The sequence below is a fragment of the Stenotrophomonas sp. YJH_SMC_19 genome (assembly GCF_059367915.1).
In genome coordinates, this window is record NZ_JCAFRI010000001.1 from 170025 (window position 1) to 188973 (window position 18949).

Here is an 18949-nt window from a genome sequence, read left to right on the forward strand (position 1 = left end):
CCAAGCCGGAACCCATCGGAGGTGCGACTTGTGTATGGCCTACTCCCTTCACCCTTCGGAAAACCTTGAACGGTGAATGGGCAGCCAACCTCTTCCCCCGCAGTCCTCCCCAAGTTTTCGCTCCACCGATCTTGCGCTTCCGATTTTCCACGGTAGAAGTTTAGGAAAGCCCCAATCCTCAACAGACCCGGAGACCCGAATGCCCCTCGCCCCCGCCACGCTCAGCCCCTCGGAAAAGTTTCTGCCAGCCCCCGCAGCCTTCCTCCCCACCCAGCCAGCTCCCCACCTCCCCACCGACTCCGCGCCCCCTGGCTCAGAAATCGGGGACCGCCGTTTTCCCCACTCCCGCGCCCTGCTCCTGTTCGCTTTAGTCAAGCGGAGGCCAGCATGGGATCCCGTGAGTGGTTGGGTTCAGTCACGCTACCCGGGTGTTCGGAAAGCCCTGTCTCCATCCGTTTTAGTCAACTCTGCTTGGGGGTTCGGGTGGTGGAGTGCTGGGGTTCTTGCGTCCGTTTCGGGTGCCTGGAAAGCCTTGAGTCAATGCGTTTTAGTCAAGCGGGCTGACCTTGCTCTCGTTCGCTGTCCCCCGGCCTTTGATCAGCGATTGGCGGTCCAGTGCTGGGCTGGGAATGGATCAGGCAAGCGGGCTCTGGGTTTTGGATCGGCGGTTGCTGGGGTGGTTCGACAGGCTCGGCAAAGCGTTTTAGTCAAATCTTTTTCAGGCTCCTGCAACGCCCCACTGCCCCCGTTCTGCGATCCAAGTGCTCGGCCTACGCAGAACGGCTGGGGGGTGTTCCGTGCTTGAGCTGCCCCCCTTCTTGGATTCCATTGCCCGAGCCGATGCCCCGCTGGAAGGCAAGGCCAACGGGTGGCAACGCAAAGCAGGGCTGGTCGAGTTCGGCAACGCCTGTGCCTTCTGCTCCGCTCCGCTGGACCTGTCCTCACCCCAGTCCTGGACGGCTACACCGCTGGTTCCCGCTCAACTGGGAGGGCCGACTTCCGTTGTCGAAAACTGGGTGCCGTCCTGCCGTCCCTGCGCTGCTGCCAAGGGCCTGCGCGATGTGGTGAGCTGGTCCGAATGGCGAGCGAAGGCAGACCCTGACCGGGTGGCCCTGCTGCTGGAGCGTCGGCGCTCTGCGTTGCTCTACGCTGAAAACCACTTCACGCCCCTATCGCGTCACTCCAAGCGTGAGCGGCTGCTCTCCCACCTGTTGGCGCGTTTCGCCAGGCCCCGCTTCCAGGTCTATGCGTGGTCGGGTGAGGTGGATGGGGAGAGGGTGTGCATGGTGGGCTGGAACTCCCGGTCAGGCGATGCCTTGGCACTGAGCGAGACCCTGCTGGCGTTACGAATGAGGGACGGGGGCGAGGTGCTAGCAGAGGGCCAGGTCACCCTTCTACGGCTTCCGGTGGACGCGTTCCTGCGGGCCGTGTGGGCGCTCATCGAGGCCCATGGGATCGTCGTGCCGTTGGATGTGCCAGGCGATGGCCCGCTGGACGCAGACGACTGGAGAGAGTGCTGGCGCCACCGCGTCATGGACCCGGCCAGCAACCACAAGCGCGTCCCGATGACCGAAGGCCAGGCGCTGCCTCATGCTCCCCGCGTGCTGTCCACCAACCCGGATTCCGTTCGCCGGCTGTCCCAGCTGCAGGCTGCGAAACGGGCGGACAGGCTGGAAGAAGCGGAGTTGCGGTATCGAGAAGCGCTGGCCCGGAAGGCCAAATACCTGGAGAGGGTGAAGCGCGGCCAGGAGGCCCCGATGCCGCTGGACGATTACCGGGCGTGGGCCGATGAGGTTAGATCCCTACAGCTTGCCTGGGCGCGTTTGGTGAACGAGAGACTGGGCTGACGCTCGGCGCGCGGAATGCGGCCTATGCACCAATGACGTATTCGTTGCCCTTGATCTTCTGCAAGTAGGCCCGTGTGCCAGCCAGCGCCAGGTTTGAAGGCGTTGTTTGCAAGCGGAAGGCGCGGTCACGGAAGGCATCGCCCGAGTCGCAGTAGGCGGTGATGAAGTCGTAGCCCTCCTTCCCATGGAAGCGGAACCGATCCCCTTCTACACACTTCAGCAAGGCCTCGGGGAAGCATTCCAGCACCTTGCGCCTCCCGAACTTGACGGTCAGCGTAGGCGGCCCGTCCTCGTCAAACACCACCTCGTATGAGCTTGCCTCGATTTTGAGGAGCTCGGACAGGTGATGGATGGTTCCATAGCCGTCGTTCTCCACCTCACCACACATGATCGCCATGCGAGCCACGGCCGGGAAATGCTCCCAGCGCCAGTTCTGAATCCTGTGGGAATAGGGGAACCAACGCTTCTCCAAGCACTCGGGCACTAGCGCGTGAAGTTTTTTAGCGTTGAACCGTGGGCTCCTCGAAACAATGGAGCCGGCTTGGGCGATCAGACCGCGGATCTGCTCCAAGTCGAGGCTCTCCCCTTTCAGCCGCTCGTTTGAGATACCGTGTGCCCTGAAGGCCTCTTCCGAAGATGGCGTGGCCACCTCCTGGTAGCCGGTATAAGTGGCAGCAGGATGCGCGTTGCCGTCCTGCCCCTTATCGACCAGCACGCACATGATGTGAATGATCGGGTCGTCTCGCGTTACGCCAGTTGTGTCGCACTCGACCAGGAGCACGGGGAAATCGATAGGCTTGTTCCTTGCCATGGCTACAGCATCCCTGACGCATGAGGCGGAAGTCGGTGCAAGCCCACATCCTACATCTCGCCGGTCTCCGCCTCACCATTGGCTTGTTGGTAGAACCACCCCGCATAGGGGGAGTTCTTCACCAAGTGCCGGTTCCAATCCGGCTCCCCGTCCGTCCACCACACCGGGCCACGTTCGCCCAAGCCCGTTTTCGCGCTGTCCACGGCGCGCCGTGCGGCGGCGAGTGCTTCCCCATCCTGGTTGGCTTTTGCTGACTTCACGGCACGCCGGGCGTCCATCAGCTCGTGGACCAGTCGCTCCCTCTGCGGCTCGCTTAGGCCCGGGTTGGTGGTTCGCCAGAGGCGCCCTCGGACGATGAGGTAACGGCCGTCTGGGGTGGTAAGTGGAGTCATGGGGAAGAGTGTATGGGGCCAGCGGTGACGGGGGAGCAGACAAGAGAAGGACGGCCATTGATCCGCCCTTACTTTCAAGACACCTCGTCCTCTTCCACCTTTTTCAGCACCAGGTCCGGGTTGGCGCTGATGTAGCACTGGCCGTTTTCATCATCGATGGCGGCCCCCACCAAGCCCAGCTTGTGCGCCACCAGGGCCCGAACGCTTTGCAGGCCCCAGCCGTCGATCTGCTCATCCCAGGGGTCGCAACAGTCGCTATCGTCACCGCCGATGCTCTCATCGCAATCGTCGAACTCAATGGCGCGGCAAAAAACAAACTCAACGGTTTCATCGTCCAGGTCATAGCCCATCTCTGCCATGGCTTCCTTGCAGGCTTGCTCGGCCATGGTGAGGGTCAACTGGAGCTGTTCGCCATTCCTGCCCACCGCCCGGGTTCCTTCTTCCACGGCCAGCTTCATGTTCCACACCAAGTTGGCGGTGAGAAAATCGCAGTCGTCTGGGAGGCTGATCTGGTAACTGTGGGGCCCGAAATGCTGCTCTTCGCCATCCGAAAAGCAGAGGCCACGGATTTCAGAGGTTTGCCCATCAAAGGGCTCCAAGGGCTGGTCGGCCAGGTTGGCATTGCGGGAGCAGTGGTAGAAATGACGCATGAGCATGGCGGTTATCTTTTCTTTTTTGGGTCGGCGTCATAGCCCCCCCTACAAATCCAGGTTACGACAGGACATAAAAATGTAAACCCTAAAACAACACATTTATTTGACTAAAGTGCAGAACTGACGGGCAACCGCAGAAAACCCAAAAACCCGAAACGCTTCACATTTCCCGCCCAGCACTGGGCCCGGCGGAAGCCGAGGCCCCACCTGCCTTTTCTCCACCACGCTTTTGCTTTGAGCCGCTTTTGCCGTTGCCTTCTCTCTCCTAGAGCTCAAAAGAACGCGGCCCGGGGCCGCGCCTGAAAAGCCCCTTCCGGGGAGGTTAGGACATGGGCCGGGGCTTCCGCCCCAGCCACCGCTCTACTATCCCCCAACCATCTACCCCTGCCCCCAGCAATGGGCACCTGCTCCTTTCGAAAGCATTTTCTCCGAACCCAAGTCATAAAAAAGGCGCCCCTCAGGCCGCCGTTTTTCCTTTCCATTTCTTCACCGGCTCTGCTCCAGGCACCGGTCCACCAGTTGCCGCATAGCCTCGCCCAACGAGATACCGGCAGCTCGGGCGTCTTCCACCAATCCGAAGGCCACCTCTTCAGACACCTTGGGATCGGGCAGCACCGCTCCGTAGCGCATCCCATCAGGCCCATGCTGGGCACGGACTCGGGGCCCGAACGGCTGGCGGATGTCGGCATGGGCGGCCACCAGGGCAGCAAGGGCGGCGGTGGGAGTAAGCCCCTTCTGGCGAGCTAGAGCCCGGAACTGAGCGACCTTGTCCGGGGCAATGCGAACCGTAGGCAACCGTCGCGAGGCCGGTTGCTTGGGTTGGATGGCGTAGAGGTTACCCGCCATAGGGTGTGTCCGGAAATAGGTTGCTCTTCCGCCTTTCCAAATCTTCTTTGTAGAGCCTGAGAAGCTCGCGGAAGTCAAAGACATGCGCATCGCTTTCAATCAGAACGTTGCATTCATCGACGTAGATCAGTTCTTTGTGCGGCCCAAGCAACCGGCGTGAGGCCGGTTGCTTGGATTGGATGGCATAGAGCTTAGGCATCTTCATCCTCGCCCTCCTGTCCGTAGGCCCAAACAAAACGCGTTTCATCCACGATGCGCATGTTGCGCCAGCCCAGTTTCTGCTCCAGATCTTCCATGCCGGCTTCGGCTTCGGCGAGTGTCGAGTATTCCGCGTTGTCGATGGACTCCCAGTTGCTGCCCCAGCTGTTGGTGGAGTAGTCGGCTTCGATGGTGAAAGTGTTGTTTTGCATGGCGGTTACCTTTTTGTCTTTTTCGGTCAGCGGTATTGCCTTCCCATGAATCCAGGTTACGACAGACCCAAAAAATGTAAACCACAAAACAACACATTTATTTGACTAAAGTATAGAACTGACGGGCAACCGCAAAAGACACAAAAACCCTGAAAAACCTCACATTTCCAGCCCAGCACTGGGCCCGGCGGAAGCCGAGGCCCCACCCGCCTTTCCTCCACAACGCTTTTGCTCTAGCCGCTTTTGCCGTTGCTCTTTCCACCCGCCGCCAGCCATAAAAAAGGCGGCCCATGGCCGCCTGTCGTTCACTACCAACCTAGGGCTACCGTTGTTTCCTCGCCCGCCCCACGATGGCTTTCCGAACCTGTCTCCGCATTGGATCCAGGTCATCGGTTGCCGTGGTCACGACGAGGCGACGCTTGCTCTTTTTGAGCTCCTGGCAAGCCCAGGAAGCCAGCGCAATGAGCGCGGTGGTGAGAATCGGCTGTTCTTCCCCGGTGACGTCCTGAATCTGCTCCCGGAGCTTGGGCGGCACGGTGACCATCGTTCGCTCCACACGCGCCCCGTTCTCGTCGCGGTAGTCGAACATGGTGGAGTCGCGTCCCACGTCCAGATGAACCCTCTGGCCGTCCCGCAGGTAGGGCCGCTCCTCGGAGTAGTCGAAATAGGTTCTCCGCCCAGGCGCGTCCCCTGCAGCCACCATCAGCTCTGCCAGTTGCCCTTCGGAAAACTGGCCCAGATCAATGAGCGGCGCATACGTGCGTTCCGGCTTGGCGTGGACCACTTTCGCGGCCTTGGACAGGTCTTTGCGGGCTTTGGCAACGGCGTTCTTGGCGGGGGTCTTCTTGGCAGCCATGAGGTCCGGCAGGGGCAGCATTGGGAGCTCCATCATGCATGCCCCCGCGCCGGGTTGGCCAATCTTTTTTGGATAGCCTGACCTACCCGCAGAATGTCCTCTCGCGCCTTGTCCACGCCAGTGCCGCGCATGGAGAACACGGTCTCGCCAAGCTCGTAGTAGCTCGCCAACGCCGCCCGCTCGGGAATGACGATGGCGCCTGCCAGGCTGGGATCTTCCAGCCGGCGGCGGTGCTCCGCCCGCTTGAGGTTGACTCGGTTGGCGACCGGCAGGAAGGGCTTGCCCTGACGTCGCAGCGTGTCGATGGTCCGCAGGTAGACGACGTAACTGCCCCCGTCGAGCAGCGTTGGGACGATGTAGAGGTCCGCGTCCGGCAGCTGGTCTTTCACTGGGGCGCTGGGCGGCAGGTCTTGAATCTCCAGGTCGAAGCCTGGGGATGAGGCACGGCTCACGGTGAACGGCGTTTCCCCGTCGCTCATCGCTGACCACGCCACGGAACCGCATTGCGGGTCGCGGTCGTTGACGAGCACGCGGGATTGGCCGGCAAACGCGGCGGCGAGGTTGAGCGAGAGCGTGGTGCGCCCCACACCCCCTTTGAAGCAACAGACAACGAGACGCATGAGATGGGCTCCTTTTATGGGTAGGTCGTGCAACACACTACGATGCAAACCTATTCCCGCAAGGGCCTCTGCATCCAGAGGGTTTTCGCCGTGCAGACGTCCGGGATTCAGCGACTCAGGCCGCGGCGGGAGCCGTGGCCCTCCCCGCCCCTTCTCCCACGACGCCGTTCGGCGGCGAGTAGCCGCCGGCACGTGCTTCAAACCTCTTCAGCGACCGGTTGCTGAGTCTTGATGAACGCTGGGTGGTAGCGGTGAAGGTGGGTGTTCATCAAATCCGCGGTATGGCGTGCGAACCATGCCTGCATTGCCGGGCACAGAACGCCTCCACAGACCTCTGCGACGCTCCGAACTTCTGAGATCTGACGACGTTCTAGCTTCCCGGTGTGCCCCCGTCGCACCACGAACCGCTCCCCAATCCGGACCAGCGGGTTGGCCCCGGCGTCCATGAGCGCTTCGATCATCGCGGCATAGCGCGCCGCCAGGATCCGGTCCGACTGGATCGCCTTGGCATACATGACGGAGGCGACGCCCAACGCAGTGATGCCAGGATCGCCGGCCACGCCAGCGTCCAGGTCGGGCGTCCCCTTGAGTGTGTGGAGCCACCCATAGAAGGCCAGCGGGTCGTTGGTTTGGATGGCCCTGATGAGGCTTTCGGTCCCGGCACTCATTGCCCACCTCCCAGAACCCCGATGAGCACCAAGGCCACCAACGCGTAGAACGGCACCAGCACGATGCTCCACCACGTCTTCGAAACCTCTTGCAGCACCCTTCCTTGGCGATGCTCCGCCGGCAGTTGATAGAAGCGCACCAGGGCGCGCCCGGCGGAGATGGGGTTGGCGACCAGGTCCCGGTAGAACACCGCGGTGCCCAGGAGACCGACAAACAGCAGGGCCATGTTCAAAATGCTCATACGAAGCGCTCCTCTTCCTTCTTCCAACGCCGCTCATGGCGGGCGCGGGTGGCCAAGCGCTGGTTCCTGCGGTGCTTGTCGGCCAGCTGATTGAGGCCATTGGTGCGGTCCAGGAACCGCGCGGCGGTGTGGAGTTGGAAATGCGCCAGGTCAGTGCTGGCAGGCTCGACGGGATGAATCTTCATGTCGTCACTCTCTTTTTGTGGATAGGTCGGTTTACCCATTAAACCGCTCCTACACCACGATCCAACCACATCGCCAACCCTTGTCAACCCATTGATTTGAAGGGTTTTTGACTAAAATCAAGAACTGCTTTTAGGGCTTGTCAAAACGCGTTCGTGTCGCATGCTTAAGTGCATGACAACGCAAGCTCGCCCTCACCGTCGTTCTCCTGCCCCAGGCTTTGGCCTGGTCGAGTTGCTGCTCGCATTGGGGGTTGCCACCGCAATGGGCGCCGCCGCGTTTTGGGTCTACCCCCGCGCCACCACCCGGGTGAACGTGGCATCGGACGTCGAGAACGTTCGGGACCTGGCCAACCGCGTTGATCGGTCCCATGGCGTCGTTGGCTCGTTCCGCGGCGTCAGCACGTTGAACGTCCTTGAAGATGGGCTGGCCCCCGCCGACTTCCGCCAAGCCAGCGCAGCGACCATGAGCAACGCGTGGGGTGGTGCAGTGACTGTGTCCCCGGCCACGGTGCGCTTGGCGGGGGATGCCTTCTCCGTGGGGCTGTCCGGGCTTCCTGCGCGGGCCTGCGTGCCGTTCGTCTCCGCCCTTGCGGGCGACGCGAACGTGCGGGACGTGATCGTGGGCAACACCAGTGTTTTGTTGGGCAACGGCGGAACCCTGGACGTCCCCGGCTCGGGATTGGCGTGCGGGGCCGATGGGGCCGTGGTCGATGTCGTCTATTACTCAGGCCTGGTCGCCGGGTCGTCGGTCGCCGTGGTGCCCACGCTTCCCCTGCCCTCCACGCCCGCCGTCCCTGGCCCTTCAACGCCGACACCGGCTGGCCCCGTATCCACCGCTCCCAGCGTGCCCGATGCAGTGCCGGGCGTTCCTGGGAGTGTGTCGCCAGGCCCTGGGGTTGCTCCTTCCCCGGCGGTTCCGCCGCTTCCTGTTGCGCCCAGCGTTCCGGTGCCTCAGCCGCTCCCAACGCCGGTCCTCACCCCGGCTCCGCCGGCCTTGGTGCCGTGCCGGCAATCGGAAAGCTCGGTGGCTCGGGCCAGCTGTCCGACGGGCACGTGGGGCACGGAAACGGTGCGGACACGCCAGGTCTGCGCCGCTGGCGACGTGGATCCAACCTCAGACGCCGCGTGGGAGCATCCCGAGGCGTGGGTTCAAGCCCAGACGGTGGCGGCCGTGACGGCGAGGGATTGCCAGGCCTGCCCTGGAGCCGCCCAGGAGGAACGGGATCAATGGCTGTCCACTTCGCAAGCCTGCCCGTCAGGCCAAACCGGCACGCACACCTGGGAGCGCCAGCAGGTGCGGTCGCGGGACGTGTTCACCCATTGCCCGTTCGGCACCACCGCCCTGCCCGGCCCCACTTACGGCGACTGGTCGGCGTGGGCAGATACGGGGGGCCGTCGCAACGAGGTCAACACGTGCAAGCCCACGGCCCCGCGCTGCAGCGATGGCAGCTTGCAGGTGGCGGCGTGGTATTCCTCCGATTACGTGGACCTCCCGCTCCCTTCGGGTTCCTCCGCGATTCAATACTGGTATCCCGACGCAGTGGTTCGTCTGACTCCAGCGGAGACAGCACGGCTGCAATGGGCATTGAACAACGTGCCGGTAACCCGCGTGGAGACCCCTGCCCCGATGCCTGGCAACTGGCCCGCCAACGTGAGCGAGTCGGCTTTCTATGAAGAGCAATGCAACGCGCTTTCGGACGCGGGGAACATCCGTTATGCCTACTCCTACGATTTTGAGTGCGTCTCCAACATGGGCATGCACTACTGCGACTACAACTGGACCAGCGGCGGCACCTCTTTGGCCGTGTGCCGCCAGGCCTGCGCGTCCGATCTGGTCGGCAAGAGCAACAACCCCTATCGCTGGGAGTGGCCTGAGTCCTCGGTGGTGGCTTCAACGCCCTACACCACCTGCACGGGCCAGCCTGGATGCACGCCCAACGGCGGTTTTGGCACCCAGCAAGGCCTGCCGGCGTGCAACGAGCACAACGTGGGCCAGACCATCGCTTTCAACTGGTATCGCCAGTTCTACAACCCCGTGCGGGTGGATTACCAGTCGCTGACGCTGACGTGCAGGGGACCTGTGAGCTAGCGGCCAGAGGCAATCGTCGGACACGCACGGAACAGTGCACTACTCAGCTGGGGGCACGAACGATGCTTGGCTGGGCGTCCCCATGACCTTCTGGACAAGCTCGTAACCAGAGACCTCCTCATAACGGGAGGGTATTCTTGCTTTGAGCCCATGAAGGCGCCGATTCGCCGTCAATGCGAGCTGGTTGTAAGTGGTCGCCGTGATGCGTCCACGCTGGGCTCCGTTGTATTCCCGGTTAGTGACGGTCGAGATATTGGATGCGACCGAATGACCGACCACGAAGGCATGGAAGAAGGGAACCCCTTCGATGCCTCCGCTGGAGACAAGCTCATCGACATACTCAGCCGCTTGATTCATCTCTTTGCGACCGATTTCAGAGCGCCCTTTCTTTAGCTCAATGAGTAGGACATCGCGCATCATCACCAGCTGATCCCTGGCAGTATCGAAAGTCTCCGTCCCAACAACAGAGAGTGTCGCATCGGATAGGACGACAATGTCAGGGCGTTTCGCTGCATTGGCAAACGCCTGTCCACCCTTTCTGACTTTGAACAAGCTGGTGGCGACGGTGCGCAGGGTATTGTTCGACGCATACTCCGAGCTATCGAACTCAGGACCAAACAGCCAACGCGCCTGCGTCACGAGCGGGTGGAGGGTGTGCAGCTCGTCAGCCTCCGGGTCGCCGCTGAGCTTCTCCATGGCCGCAATGATGGACAACCGACTGTCGATCTCGTCCAGAACGGTAAGTGCATCCTCCACCGTCCACTGCCCCAGCAACCTGTCGAGCCCGTCGATGTCGTGCTCATCCAGCTGCATCAGTTTGTCGAGGAAGCTTGAACCGCTTCGTGCCTTTTGAATCTTTATGACTGCCTTGACGACCTTGTTGAGCGTTTCAGGCGGTATGCCTGGTTGGTCATGCACCACCGTCTTCGTGAACTGTGCCACTTCAAGCATGGAACGCCTAGGCAGCGTGCGCAGATCCTCTCGATTCTTGTAGAGTGCGTCCTCTGAGTTTTCTTCAATCAAGTGGGCCGATAACTTTTCGACCATTTCCTGCGCATACCCGTTGGCCGCTTCGAAAAGGCGATCGGTGCGCTCGGTATTCTTGAACTTCGACCAGTCTGGTTCGACTTCGGACAGCCACTCTGCCCCACACTCGATCACGATGGCATAGCGCTTCGCAAAGCGCACCCGCCCATCCAGAACGGCCATTGGCCCAACGGTCCAACTCGGCAGCCCCACCAACCGATTGCTCACCCAGAATGCCACGCCTTGGTAACGCGTGGATTTGGCCGTGCGCGTTGTGTCCACCACATACGCGGTGACGCCAAAGCCTGGTTCAACCTGAATCTTGCGCTCTTCTAGAAGGCCCTCATGCTCAGACAGAGGGACGGACTGGCCGTTCACCGAAACGATGAACTGCGGATCGTGTAGGAAACGTCCCGACAAGACCGTTCTGATCCGATCTGGATCCGGGCGGTGGCGTTCAACCTCTACCAACAACCGGGTGCCATGGCCGGAACGGGTGCCTGTTTCATGGCTCTGGATGTAGAACGGGGACGGCTGATTTCGAGTGCCGATCACGAAGGTTGAGAGAACGCCGTTCGTCCAAGTTTCGACCGTGTAATGATCAGAGAAGCACAGAAGGCCATGGCGACCAATGCCGTTGCGCCCGAAGGCCATGCGCACCCAATCGCGACGCCCCGACGGAAACTGGACGTTCGCCCCTTGGCTTCGATGCCGGTTGTATCCCAAGGTCATCCAGCGCTTGCGAAACTGATCCTCGGTCATTCCATGGCCATCATCTTCCACCGACAGCAAGCCACCTGTTTCCTCCGGGATGATCACGGCAACCTTAGCCGCTCCCGCATCCCATGTGTTGGCCACCAACTCGGTTAGCGCTACATCTGGGTCATAGCCAATCCGCCCGAGTGACCGCAGCACGTAGTCTTCTTCAAAGAGAGCTTCGTTGGCTGCTTTGCCCTTCTTAGCCATGGGGATGTCCGCTAAATGCTTGATTGGTAATGGTTGCAAGACTATGCCGCCTTCTGCCGACTTTGGCAAAAAAGCTAAGCCCTACCCATCTCACCTGCCGCGACGCCAGCGGGCGCGTGTTAGCTGGGGAGTGCGGTTCTATCCCACGCGCGCTTGACCCACCCCAACACGACGGCCAGCACGCCGATCAGGAACACGCCATACAGCCACGCGCCGTAGAACGCCATCGCGGCCACCTCTCCATACACGGGATGCTCTGCATACTTGAACCCCAGAACGGCGGCCGCCACCACCGTCACCACGCCCAACCCGCCACCGAGCAGCGCCCCTTTCAGGAACCCATGTTTCCGGAAATACGGCATCCGCCCCGTGCGGACGTGCCAGTCCCAGAGCCGCTGAGCGCGGATGTGAAGCGCCAGGCAAAATGCCAAAAACGCGAAGACGAGCGCACCGGGCACACAACAGACCACGCCGATGAAGAAGTCGCGCTTCATCACCTCCAGGCCGGCCGCCAGCCCAACCAGGCCCAACGGGCCCAAGATGACGCTAGGGAGGATCAGCGCGGATGGGCCCGGCGGCGCATACACAACTTGCTGCGGCGGATAGCGGTTCATATGGTCCTCCCCTGTTGGATGGCTGCACGCTTGATCGGGACCGGCGTGCAGTCAAGCGGCGGACTGCGGCCCGTTTAGCCCGCAGACGTCCCTTCGTCCTTCACTTCCACAATCTGCCAGCCCTCGCCTTGCGGGCGGAACAGGGCCCGCAGCTTCGGCTTGAGGGTGCTCGGCTCGGGCTTGGTGGGCTGGCCACCGATGTAACCCAACGCCTTCACGGACCCTGCCACCAAGCACTCTTGATCCCCATTGGGCTTTTTCTCGCAATCGAGCTCCAGGCCATCCGCATCGGTGACCTCAAACTTCCAGGTGCGCTGGAGGGTTGCCTGTCTTCCCTGTTCGGTGAAGAAGCCTTCCACGACCTTCACCCCGTCCTCCTTCGTGGGGCCCTTGTCGCCAGAGCAGGCCGTCAGGGTCAAAAGTGCCGCTGCTGCGGCCACGATCAGTGCGTGCTTCATGTCATGCGTCCTTGTCTTTGGAAGGGGTGATGCCGATGATCTGGTTCTTGTAGCCGATCTCGAGGCGGTCGATTTGGAGAACGATGTCGGGCAGGCCGTTGGGCTTCAACCTGCCCTCCACGACCTTGAAAAAGATTCGGTCTCCCGTGGCGTCGCGCCCCACCCGTCGCAGCTCGGCCGCGTCTTCCGGCTTCAATCGCAACGCGGCGTGGTAGCGCCCGCCGTGCTCGACCCCGACCACCGCACTGCCCTTGCCCAACGGCGAAGGGCCGATAACGGCCGTCGGAAGAAAGTCAGGCGAGCGGGGATACCACTCATGGTTCATGACCAACACGTAGGCGTGGAGGATGTTGGTCTTGGGGTCGAGCTCCACATCGATATAGGGGCGCAGGTAGAACGCGTCGGTCGAGGCGATCTGCCTCGCTTTGGCCTCAAACGCAGACGCCGGATCGCCCTGCAGGCCGACGCGTTTGAACTGGTGCCCCCATGAGCCAATGCAGTGGGTTCGCATCGCCGGTGCCAGGGCAGCGCCGGCCTTGGCCTGGGCAAAGAGGTTGTCTTCGCACATGCCGAAACCGGCCGACGCGGTGGCCGCCAAGCCCCACCGGATCCGGGTGTAGCCGTCGAGCACTGGAGGGTCGCCGTCGTCCCAGTAAGTGCCTGCCGGCTCCAGGTAACGCTTGGTCGCCGGGGCCGAGGCGGCGTCCTTGCCCGCCTGCATCAACCCCTTGCCAATCCTTCCCAAAATGCCGTCCTGGGCGGTGGCCGTCCCGCTGGCCAACGCCAGGCACACGGCCACGGCTGCAATCGCTTGCTTCATGCATCCCCCTGATCCCGGCCACCATGGCCTTATTTGCCATTTTGGCAAATGCGGTGCAGCATGGGAAGCGGCAGACTTGGGGATTGTTCCCGGTTCGTGATCGCCCATGCCTGCCCCTCTCGCCCCAGCTCACACGTTTGGCCGCCGCTTGCGCGAGGCCCGGCTGGCCAAGGGCCTGACGCAAGCACAGTTGGGGGCCGTGCTTGGGTTGGACGAGGAAAACTCCGCCGCTCCCAGGGTTTCTCGTTACGAGAGAGGAGATCGCGTGCCGGATCCTGCAACGATGGAAAAGCTGGCCCAAGCACTTGGCATGCCGGTCGCCTATTTCCATGCCACAAATGATCTAGTGGCAGAGACGTTGCTGGTGATGTCGCGGCTTGAACCCGAACAGCAGCGAGAGCTGCTGACGAAGGTGAGGGATTACGCCCAGAGCCGTGGCGTGGCCATCCTCCCGAGTAGCGACAACGATCTCAGGGAAGAGAAGACATGCTGAAACGACTTCGACGCTGGTGGCTGCAGCGGGATGCGCCAAGCCCGATGGCACCGGAGCAGTTGCAGGCGCTGATGGACATCAACCTTCTGGAAATCCAGTTGGCCGCGTTGGACGCCCTCAAGTCCTCGACGCCAGCCGCGGAAGCGGCCAGGCTGCGATCCCATGCTTGGCTCGCGTCGATGCGTGGGCAAGGCCCGGTCGGGACGCCGAACTGGAGCGAACTGCGGGCTGAAGCGCGAGCACTGAACCGTGATCTGGCAGCCGCCCTGGCTGCCGCCCAGATCGATGCCCCCTCAGAGGCCTGATCCCTACCGTTCGGGAAAACCATTTCCCCATCCCCTACGACCATCACCGACTTGCCTCCAAATGTGACCCGCGTCACTATTGCGGAAGGGGAACGGAGCCTTCCTGGCTCTGGCCATTCACAGGGGAAGTGACCGATGGCGAACAAGAATGGGGCCGCTGCGCCTACGACTCTGGAAGAGTGGTTGAATGGCCGCCCAAGCTGGCTGCGCATGGCCGCTTCCACGGTGATCCAGCACCGCCGCATGCCGAACGAAGAGGAGATGGAGGCGCTGGCGGATCACTGCCTGGCCGAGGCAGCCAAGAAGCTGGATGCTCCCCACCCGGCGTTGGCACCGGGAACCATCTTGGGGACACCCACCGCCGCTGAGCTTCGCATCGACTCGGTCTCCTCCATCTGCGGCGTCAATGCCCTTGGCGAGGACGCGGCATTGGACCTCAGCCAAGGCCAGATGACCGTGGTCTACGGACCCAACGGGGCCGGGAAATCGGGCTACGCCCGTTTGATGAAGCACGTTTGTGGCGCGCGGGCCAAGGGATCTATCCACGGCAACGTGTTCAAGCAGAATCCCGATGCTGCCTCTGCCCTGATCAAAGTCACGGCGACCCGATCCGACGGCACGACATCGTCTGCTGATCTCACTTGGCAAGCATCCGACGGCCCCCACGCGACATTGAAAGCGGTGCCGGTCTTCGACTCAGCCACAGCGCTGGAGTTCGGAGACAGCGCCACCACCGCCACCCATCTTCCCCGAGCTATGCGGTTCGTCGGGATGCTCATCCACATCTCAGACGATCTCGCCACCCGATTGAAGGCCCGCGCCGCCAAGCTCACCAGCAAACTGCCCATCATCCCGGAAGAGCACGCGCAGAGCAGCGCTGCAACGGTCCTCCGGAAGTTGACGGCGAAACTGACCGAAGAGGATATTAACCAGCGTTGCGCCTTCCCCGCTGCACTGAACGATGAGCGTTTGGCGCTGGAGACCGCACTGGCCCAGGCGAACCCTGAAGTGGCCCACGCCAAGGCCGTCGGAGAGCTAGAACGCTTGTCGCAGATGGCCACAAGCATCTCGGCATTGAAGGAGAGCTTGAACGGCGAGAAGGCCCAAGCCCTCTTGGATGCCCGCAGCAATGCAGAGGTCAAGCGCCAGGCCGCCACCGCCTATGCCACGGCCTTCCTCAATGGGCTGCCGCTCAAAGGCGTCGGAGACGCCGTGTGGCGAACCCTTTGGGACGCTGCAAAGGCGTATTCGACAGGTCTTGCCTACCGTGACCACCCTTTCCCCCACGTTGGGGACGAATCCCGTTGTGTCCTCTGCCAGCAACCGTTGGGAGACGACGGCAAGGCCCGCTTGGCCAGCTTTGAAAGCTACCTCAACGACACCCTGCAGACAGAAGCTAAGAGCGCGGAAGACGCGCTGACGGCGCTGAAGAAAGCGTTGCCCAGTCCTCTCACCGATGTCGCCTGGCAGGCCCAGTGCGCTGCTATTGGCTTGGAAGCCCCCCAAGCCACTGAGCTGTTTGAGGCCATCCATGCGAGATTGAAAGCCATGGCCGAGGCCACGGCGGCTCCGGCAGTGCAGTGGTCGGTGTGGACCAACGCCTACGATCAGAAGGTCAAGACCACTAGCGCTGATCGCGACGCGCTGGCGGGCTTGCTGGACCCGACGGGACGGAAGGAGAAGGAAAGCCGCCTAGCAGAGCTGAAAGCACAACAGTGGCTGTCGGAGCAGCGCGATGCGGTATGGGCCGACGTGATCCGCCTCAAACGCGTGGGAACGGTGGAAGCCGCTGTCCGGTCCACCTCAACCAGCCAGTTGACGACCAAAAGCAATGACATTGGCGAGTCGGAGTTGGCCAAGGGCTATTGCGACCGCTTCAATGCCGAGTTGCGGGCGCTGGGGGGCCATTCGCTTCCTGTCCGCATGTCGTATCGATCCCAAGGCAAAGGGGCGTTCACGTTTTACGTTGAGCTGAAGGACGCGCAAGGCGCCCAGAAGAATCGTGAAATCCTGAGCGAGGGTGAGCAACGCATCGTGGCGTTGGCAGCCTTCCTGGCCGACGCGACGGGCCTTGAACGGGGCATGCCCGTGATCTTCGACGACCCCATCTCCTCCCTGGATCAGCGCTTTGAGGAGGCGGTCGCCAAACGCCTCGTAGATCTGGCCGAGCATCGCCAGGTGATCGTGTTCACACATCGATTGTCACTGATGGTCCTACTGCAGAGTGCCGCCAAGCAGCGGGCCAACCTCGATCAGCCTACGGTCAAGGTCGCGGTTGAATCGATCGCCCGCGATGGAAGCAGGACCGGCATGCCGGCGCAGATCAATACGTTCTCTCTGAAGCCACAATCCGGCTTGAACCAAATGATCAGCAGCATCGGACAGCTTAAGAAGCTTGATCCGCCACTAAAAGAACTTGCCCTGAAGGCCGCCTGCAGCAACTTCCGAATCTTGGTTGAGCGCTCTGTAGAGGACGAGCTTTGTTCTGGCGTCATCAACCGCTACCGGCGCGAGATCAACACGCTCAACAAGCTACAGCGGCTCAGTGCAATCACCCCAGCAGACTGCGCACTGATCGACGGGATGATGACGAAGTATTCGGCATTCGAGCACTCCCAACCCACCGACACCCCCAGTTGGCTTCCGGGTCCGGACGAACTGCTAAAGGACGTTCAAGACATGCTCGAATGGTGCAAGGAGTTCGGTAAGCGAGCGGAAACCGCGGCGAAACCCAAGGCGTAGCCCTGACCACCCGTTACTGCGTGCTCACGTTCATCAGAAGCGCCGCTTGCCAGCGCTTCCCACAGCAGGTGGCAGCGCTTGATGCAACTCGTGCGCGCGAAGAAACGCGTGCAGCCACTCTTCGGCGTCCTTGACGCCCGTCATTTCCCGAATCACCACCCCGGCCAAGCAATCCCCAGGGACGGCAAACAGGTCGTCGTTCAGATCGCTGCTGGACAGAGGGGTATGGAAATCGGCCCCCTCTTGGAACGCCTGAAGCAGGTGCTGCCGGGCAAGAGGATCCCGGCGTGCCGCCCATGCGAGGCGAACGAGCTCCGACGATGGCCAGGGTGCGGGGGTCATCAGAACTCGTAACCGTCTGGCACGCCCGAGGGGATGCCCTGCATGGGGCCCGAGTAGCCCACCTGCTGAACCAGGTTCTGGGCGGTTTGCGACATGCGATCCAGGCGTTCCGGGACTTGGTCCAGGGCGAACAGAACCATGCCAAAAAGGGCGATGTTGAGCAGTTTGTTGAAAAGTTTTCGCACGAGCGAGGTCCTCCGTGGTTGTCAGGGGTTCGGGTTTCAAAAAAGCTGGTGGTGTTGGGCGATGCCGAACAGGCAAAGCGCCCAAGTGGCCGCAATCGCTGCAGGAGCCAGGCAGAGCGACACGCCGATGGCAATGTCCGACAGCTTGGCCTTGGGGTCGGTCACCATCTCCCATCCCAGCTTGGCCGCTCCCATGCCCGACATGGCGTCGAACAGGAATCGCAGGAGGGCTCCAGGGGTGGAGGACCGGGCGGGCGCTTGGGTTTGGCTGCGGGTATTCATCAGAGCGCATCCAGTCGATCAGCAATGGCCAATCCGGCGACCAATCCAGCCAAGAGGCAAAAAGCAAAGAACGTCAACATGGGGTTCCCTTTGGTTAAAGAGCATCGGCGCTCTTCTCTGATCTCAAAGTAAAAGAAAACCAACTTTTCGCAATAGATTGACCCTACATTTTTATGACTAAAACACAAAACTGACGGAAAAAAGCAGAAAACACAAAAACCCTAAAACACCTCACATTTCCAGCCCAGCGTCGGGCCCGGCGGAAGCCGAGGCCCCACCCGCCCTTCCCCCAATGCGCTTTTGCTTCATGCCACTTTTGACGTTGCCTTTTTCTCTTCAAGAGCTCAAAAGAACGCGGCCTGGGCCGCGCCTGAAAAGCCCCCTTCGGGGAGGAAAGGCCCAGGGCCGGGGCTTCCGCCCCAGCGTCCGCGTGGCTGTCCTTGGCCCCATGCCCGCAAAAGGCAGTCCGATTCGTCAGGCGCTGGATTGGATGCATCGCCAGACCAACTGGCGAACGGCTTCTGGCTGACGAATGCCGATTCGGTTGGCGTCGATGAGCAGGGCCATGGCGACCTGGGGAGCCACCTGCACACTGGGGAGCGCGGTTTTGTAGCGCTCTCGCCCCTTCGCCGCCTCTCCGGTCCAAGGCGTGGGGCGTCGAGGGGAAAACGGTTCTCGAATCTGGGCGTGTTGCTCGATGAGCTGGGCCAGTGCAGCGCGCATGCTCAGGCCTTGCGCGGCGGCCAGGGCTTGAAACGCGGCTTTGCTAGGCGCGTCAATCCACGTTTCGTGGATGGTCTCCACAAGTGGCATGTTGTTCCGCTTGGGTTGTAGCGTGTAGCGGCTCATCCGCTCCTCCTCTTCTCCTTCAGGTCTGCTCTTACATACAACCCCGAATCCATAAAAACGAGGGCCATCTCGCGAAACGAAACGCCCGCCGGAAACTCTTGACTCCAGACCACAATCCCATCTTTGAGGTAGCTGTATTCCTGGCGAGTCACTACGCCAAAGCCATCTTCTGAGTCGCACATGTATTTGACCCGGTGGCGGTAACCGGCGTTCTCGATTTCAATCAACTCTTTCATTCGAACCCTGCT

25 protein-coding genes are annotated in these 18949 nt (G+C 61.7%); 5 read left to right on the forward strand and 20 right to left on the reverse strand.

The genetic code is table 11. The features are described from left to right. The first annotated feature begins 797 nt into the window (after positions 1–797). Positions 798–1847: a hypothetical protein gene (locus AC5P5R_RS00695; RefSeq protein WP_141098027.1), complete on the forward strand. Its 1050-nt coding sequence runs from the start codon at positions 798–800 to the stop codon at positions 1845–1847. 22 nt (positions 1848–1869) lie between these two features. Here the strand turns inward: AC5P5R_RS00695 and AC5P5R_RS00700 are convergent, their stop codons facing one another. From AC5P5R_RS00700 to AC5P5R_RS00750, 11 genes are all read right to left on the reverse strand, one after another. Continuing rightward, on the reverse strand, positions 1870–2658 hold the full coding sequence (locus tag AC5P5R_RS00700) for a hypothetical protein (protein WP_032960260.1): 789 nt from the start codon (positions 2656–2658) through the stop codon (positions 1870–1872). Between the two features lie 50 nt (positions 2659–2708). Continuing rightward, positions 2709–3050, reverse strand: a complete 342-nt coding sequence (locus tag AC5P5R_RS00705) for a hypothetical protein (RefSeq protein ID WP_053451581.1) — start codon at positions 3048–3050, stop codon at positions 2709–2711. 74 nt (positions 3051–3124) lie between these two features. Further along, positions 3125–3706, reverse strand: coding sequence for a hypothetical protein (locus tag AC5P5R_RS00710; RefSeq protein WP_053451582.1), 582 nt, complete (start codon positions 3704–3706; stop codon positions 3125–3127). 483 nt (positions 3707–4189) lie between these two features. Next, positions 4190–4549, reverse strand: a complete 360-nt coding sequence (locus AC5P5R_RS00715; protein ID WP_053451583.1) for a hypothetical protein — start codon at positions 4547–4549, stop codon at positions 4190–4192. Beyond that, a complete protein-coding gene (locus AC5P5R_RS00720) occupies positions 4539–4754 on the reverse strand; it encodes a hypothetical protein (protein WP_053451584.1) in 216 nt (71 codons plus the stop codon). Before AC5P5R_RS00720 ends, AC5P5R_RS00715 begins: the two co-directional genes overlap by 11 nt. Beyond that, entirely contained in the window at positions 4741–4959 is a 219-nt protein-coding gene (locus tag AC5P5R_RS00725; RefSeq protein WP_053451585.1) for a hypothetical protein, read from the reverse strand. Before AC5P5R_RS00725 ends, AC5P5R_RS00720 begins: the two co-directional genes overlap by 14 nt. A gap of 322 nt (positions 4960–5281) precedes the next feature. Next, positions 5282–5836: a hypothetical protein gene (locus AC5P5R_RS00730; RefSeq protein ID WP_053451586.1), complete on the reverse strand. Its 555-nt coding sequence runs from the start codon at positions 5834–5836 to the stop codon at positions 5282–5284. 11 nt (positions 5837–5847) lie between these two features. Continuing rightward, positions 5848–6435, reverse strand: a complete 588-nt coding sequence (locus AC5P5R_RS00735; protein ID WP_053451587.1) for a ParA family protein — start codon at positions 6433–6435, stop codon at positions 5848–5850. Positions 6436–6632: 197 nt separating this feature from the next. Beyond that, positions 6633–7103, reverse strand: a complete 471-nt coding sequence (locus tag AC5P5R_RS00740; RefSeq protein ID WP_032960278.1) for a hypothetical protein — start codon at positions 7101–7103, stop codon at positions 6633–6635. After that, positions 7100–7345, reverse strand: coding sequence for a hypothetical protein (locus tag AC5P5R_RS00745; RefSeq protein ID WP_032960280.1), 246 nt, complete (start codon positions 7343–7345; stop codon positions 7100–7102). The genes AC5P5R_RS00740 and AC5P5R_RS00745 overlap by 4 nt, the downstream gene beginning before the upstream one ends. Next, on the reverse strand, positions 7342–7569 hold the full coding sequence (locus AC5P5R_RS00750) for a hypothetical protein (RefSeq protein WP_154803401.1): 228 nt from the start codon (positions 7567–7569) through the stop codon (positions 7342–7344). The genes AC5P5R_RS00745 and AC5P5R_RS00750 overlap by 4 nt, the downstream gene beginning before the upstream one ends. A gap of 133 nt (positions 7570–7702) precedes the next feature. Here AC5P5R_RS00750 and AC5P5R_RS00755 point away from each other — a divergent pair, with 133 nt between their 5' ends. Further along, on the forward strand, positions 7703–9619 hold the full coding sequence (locus AC5P5R_RS00755) for a type 4 pilus major pilin (protein ID WP_162272193.1): 1917 nt from the start codon (positions 7703–7705) through the stop codon (positions 9617–9619). Positions 9620–9658: 39 nt separating this feature from the next. On the opposite strand, the gene AC5P5R_RS00760 is transcribed toward AC5P5R_RS00755, so the two are convergent. From AC5P5R_RS00760 to AC5P5R_RS00775, 4 genes are all read right to left on the reverse strand, one after another. After that, a complete protein-coding gene (locus AC5P5R_RS00760) occupies positions 9659–11611 on the reverse strand; it encodes an ATP-binding protein (protein WP_050483550.1) in 1953 nt (650 codons plus the stop codon). A gap of 119 nt (positions 11612–11730) precedes the next feature. Beyond that, positions 11731–12225 carry a hypothetical protein gene (locus tag AC5P5R_RS00765; protein ID WP_231353029.1) on the reverse strand — a complete coding sequence of 165 codons (495 nt, stop codon included), beginning with the start codon at positions 12223–12225 and terminating at the stop codon, positions 11731–11733. Positions 12226–12299: 74 nt separating this feature from the next. Further along, positions 12300–12683 carry a hypothetical protein gene (locus tag AC5P5R_RS00770; RefSeq protein ID WP_050483551.1) on the reverse strand — a complete coding sequence of 128 codons (384 nt, stop codon included), beginning with the start codon at positions 12681–12683 and terminating at the stop codon, positions 12300–12302. Position 12684: 1 nt separating this feature from the next. Further along, a complete protein-coding gene (locus tag AC5P5R_RS00775) occupies positions 12685–13503 on the reverse strand; it encodes a hypothetical protein (protein WP_032960285.1) in 819 nt (272 codons plus the stop codon). A gap of 106 nt (positions 13504–13609) precedes the next feature. Between AC5P5R_RS00775 and AC5P5R_RS00780 the strand changes: the two genes are divergently transcribed. From AC5P5R_RS00780 to AC5P5R_RS00790, 3 genes are all read left to right on the forward strand, one after another. Continuing rightward, entirely contained in the window at positions 13610–13996 is a 387-nt protein-coding gene (locus AC5P5R_RS00780; protein ID WP_024958708.1) for a helix-turn-helix domain-containing protein, read from the forward strand. Next, positions 13990–14301: a hypothetical protein gene (locus AC5P5R_RS00785; protein ID WP_136191685.1), complete on the forward strand. Its 312-nt coding sequence runs from the start codon at positions 13990–13992 to the stop codon at positions 14299–14301. The genes AC5P5R_RS00780 and AC5P5R_RS00785 overlap by 7 nt, the downstream gene beginning before the upstream one ends. Positions 14302–14436: 135 nt before the next feature. Next, on the forward strand, positions 14437–17043 hold the full coding sequence (locus AC5P5R_RS00790; protein WP_495226294.1) for an AAA family ATPase: 2607 nt from the start codon (positions 14437–14439) through the stop codon (positions 17041–17043). A gap of 33 nt (positions 17044–17076) precedes the next feature. Here the strand turns inward: AC5P5R_RS00790 and AC5P5R_RS00795 are convergent, their stop codons facing one another. The 5 genes from AC5P5R_RS00795 to AC5P5R_RS00815 form a co-directional block, all read right to left on the reverse strand. After that, complete coding sequence (locus AC5P5R_RS00795; RefSeq protein ID WP_024958711.1) at positions 17077–17385, reverse strand: hypothetical protein; 309 nt, start codon at positions 17383–17385, stop codon at positions 17077–17079. Continuing rightward, positions 17385–17570: a hypothetical protein gene (locus tag AC5P5R_RS00800; protein ID WP_008268538.1), complete on the reverse strand. Its 186-nt coding sequence runs from the start codon at positions 17568–17570 to the stop codon at positions 17385–17387. The genes AC5P5R_RS00795 and AC5P5R_RS00800 overlap by 1 nt, the downstream gene beginning before the upstream one ends. Positions 17571–17606: 36 nt before the next feature. Beyond that, the gene (locus AC5P5R_RS00805; protein WP_024958712.1) at positions 17607–17852 is read right to left on the reverse strand and encodes a hypothetical protein; all 246 of its coding nucleotides are present in this window, start codon (positions 17850–17852) and stop codon (positions 17607–17609) included. Positions 17853–18326: 474 nt separating this feature from the next. Continuing rightward, positions 18327–18701: a hypothetical protein gene (locus tag AC5P5R_RS00810; RefSeq protein ID WP_049419324.1), complete on the reverse strand. Its 375-nt coding sequence runs from the start codon at positions 18699–18701 to the stop codon at positions 18327–18329. Next, positions 18698–18937 carry a hypothetical protein gene (locus tag AC5P5R_RS00815; RefSeq protein WP_040008402.1) on the reverse strand — a complete coding sequence of 80 codons (240 nt, stop codon included), beginning with the start codon at positions 18935–18937 and terminating at the stop codon, positions 18698–18700. Before AC5P5R_RS00815 ends, AC5P5R_RS00810 begins: the two co-directional genes overlap by 4 nt. Positions 18938–18949 lie beyond the last annotated feature (12 nt).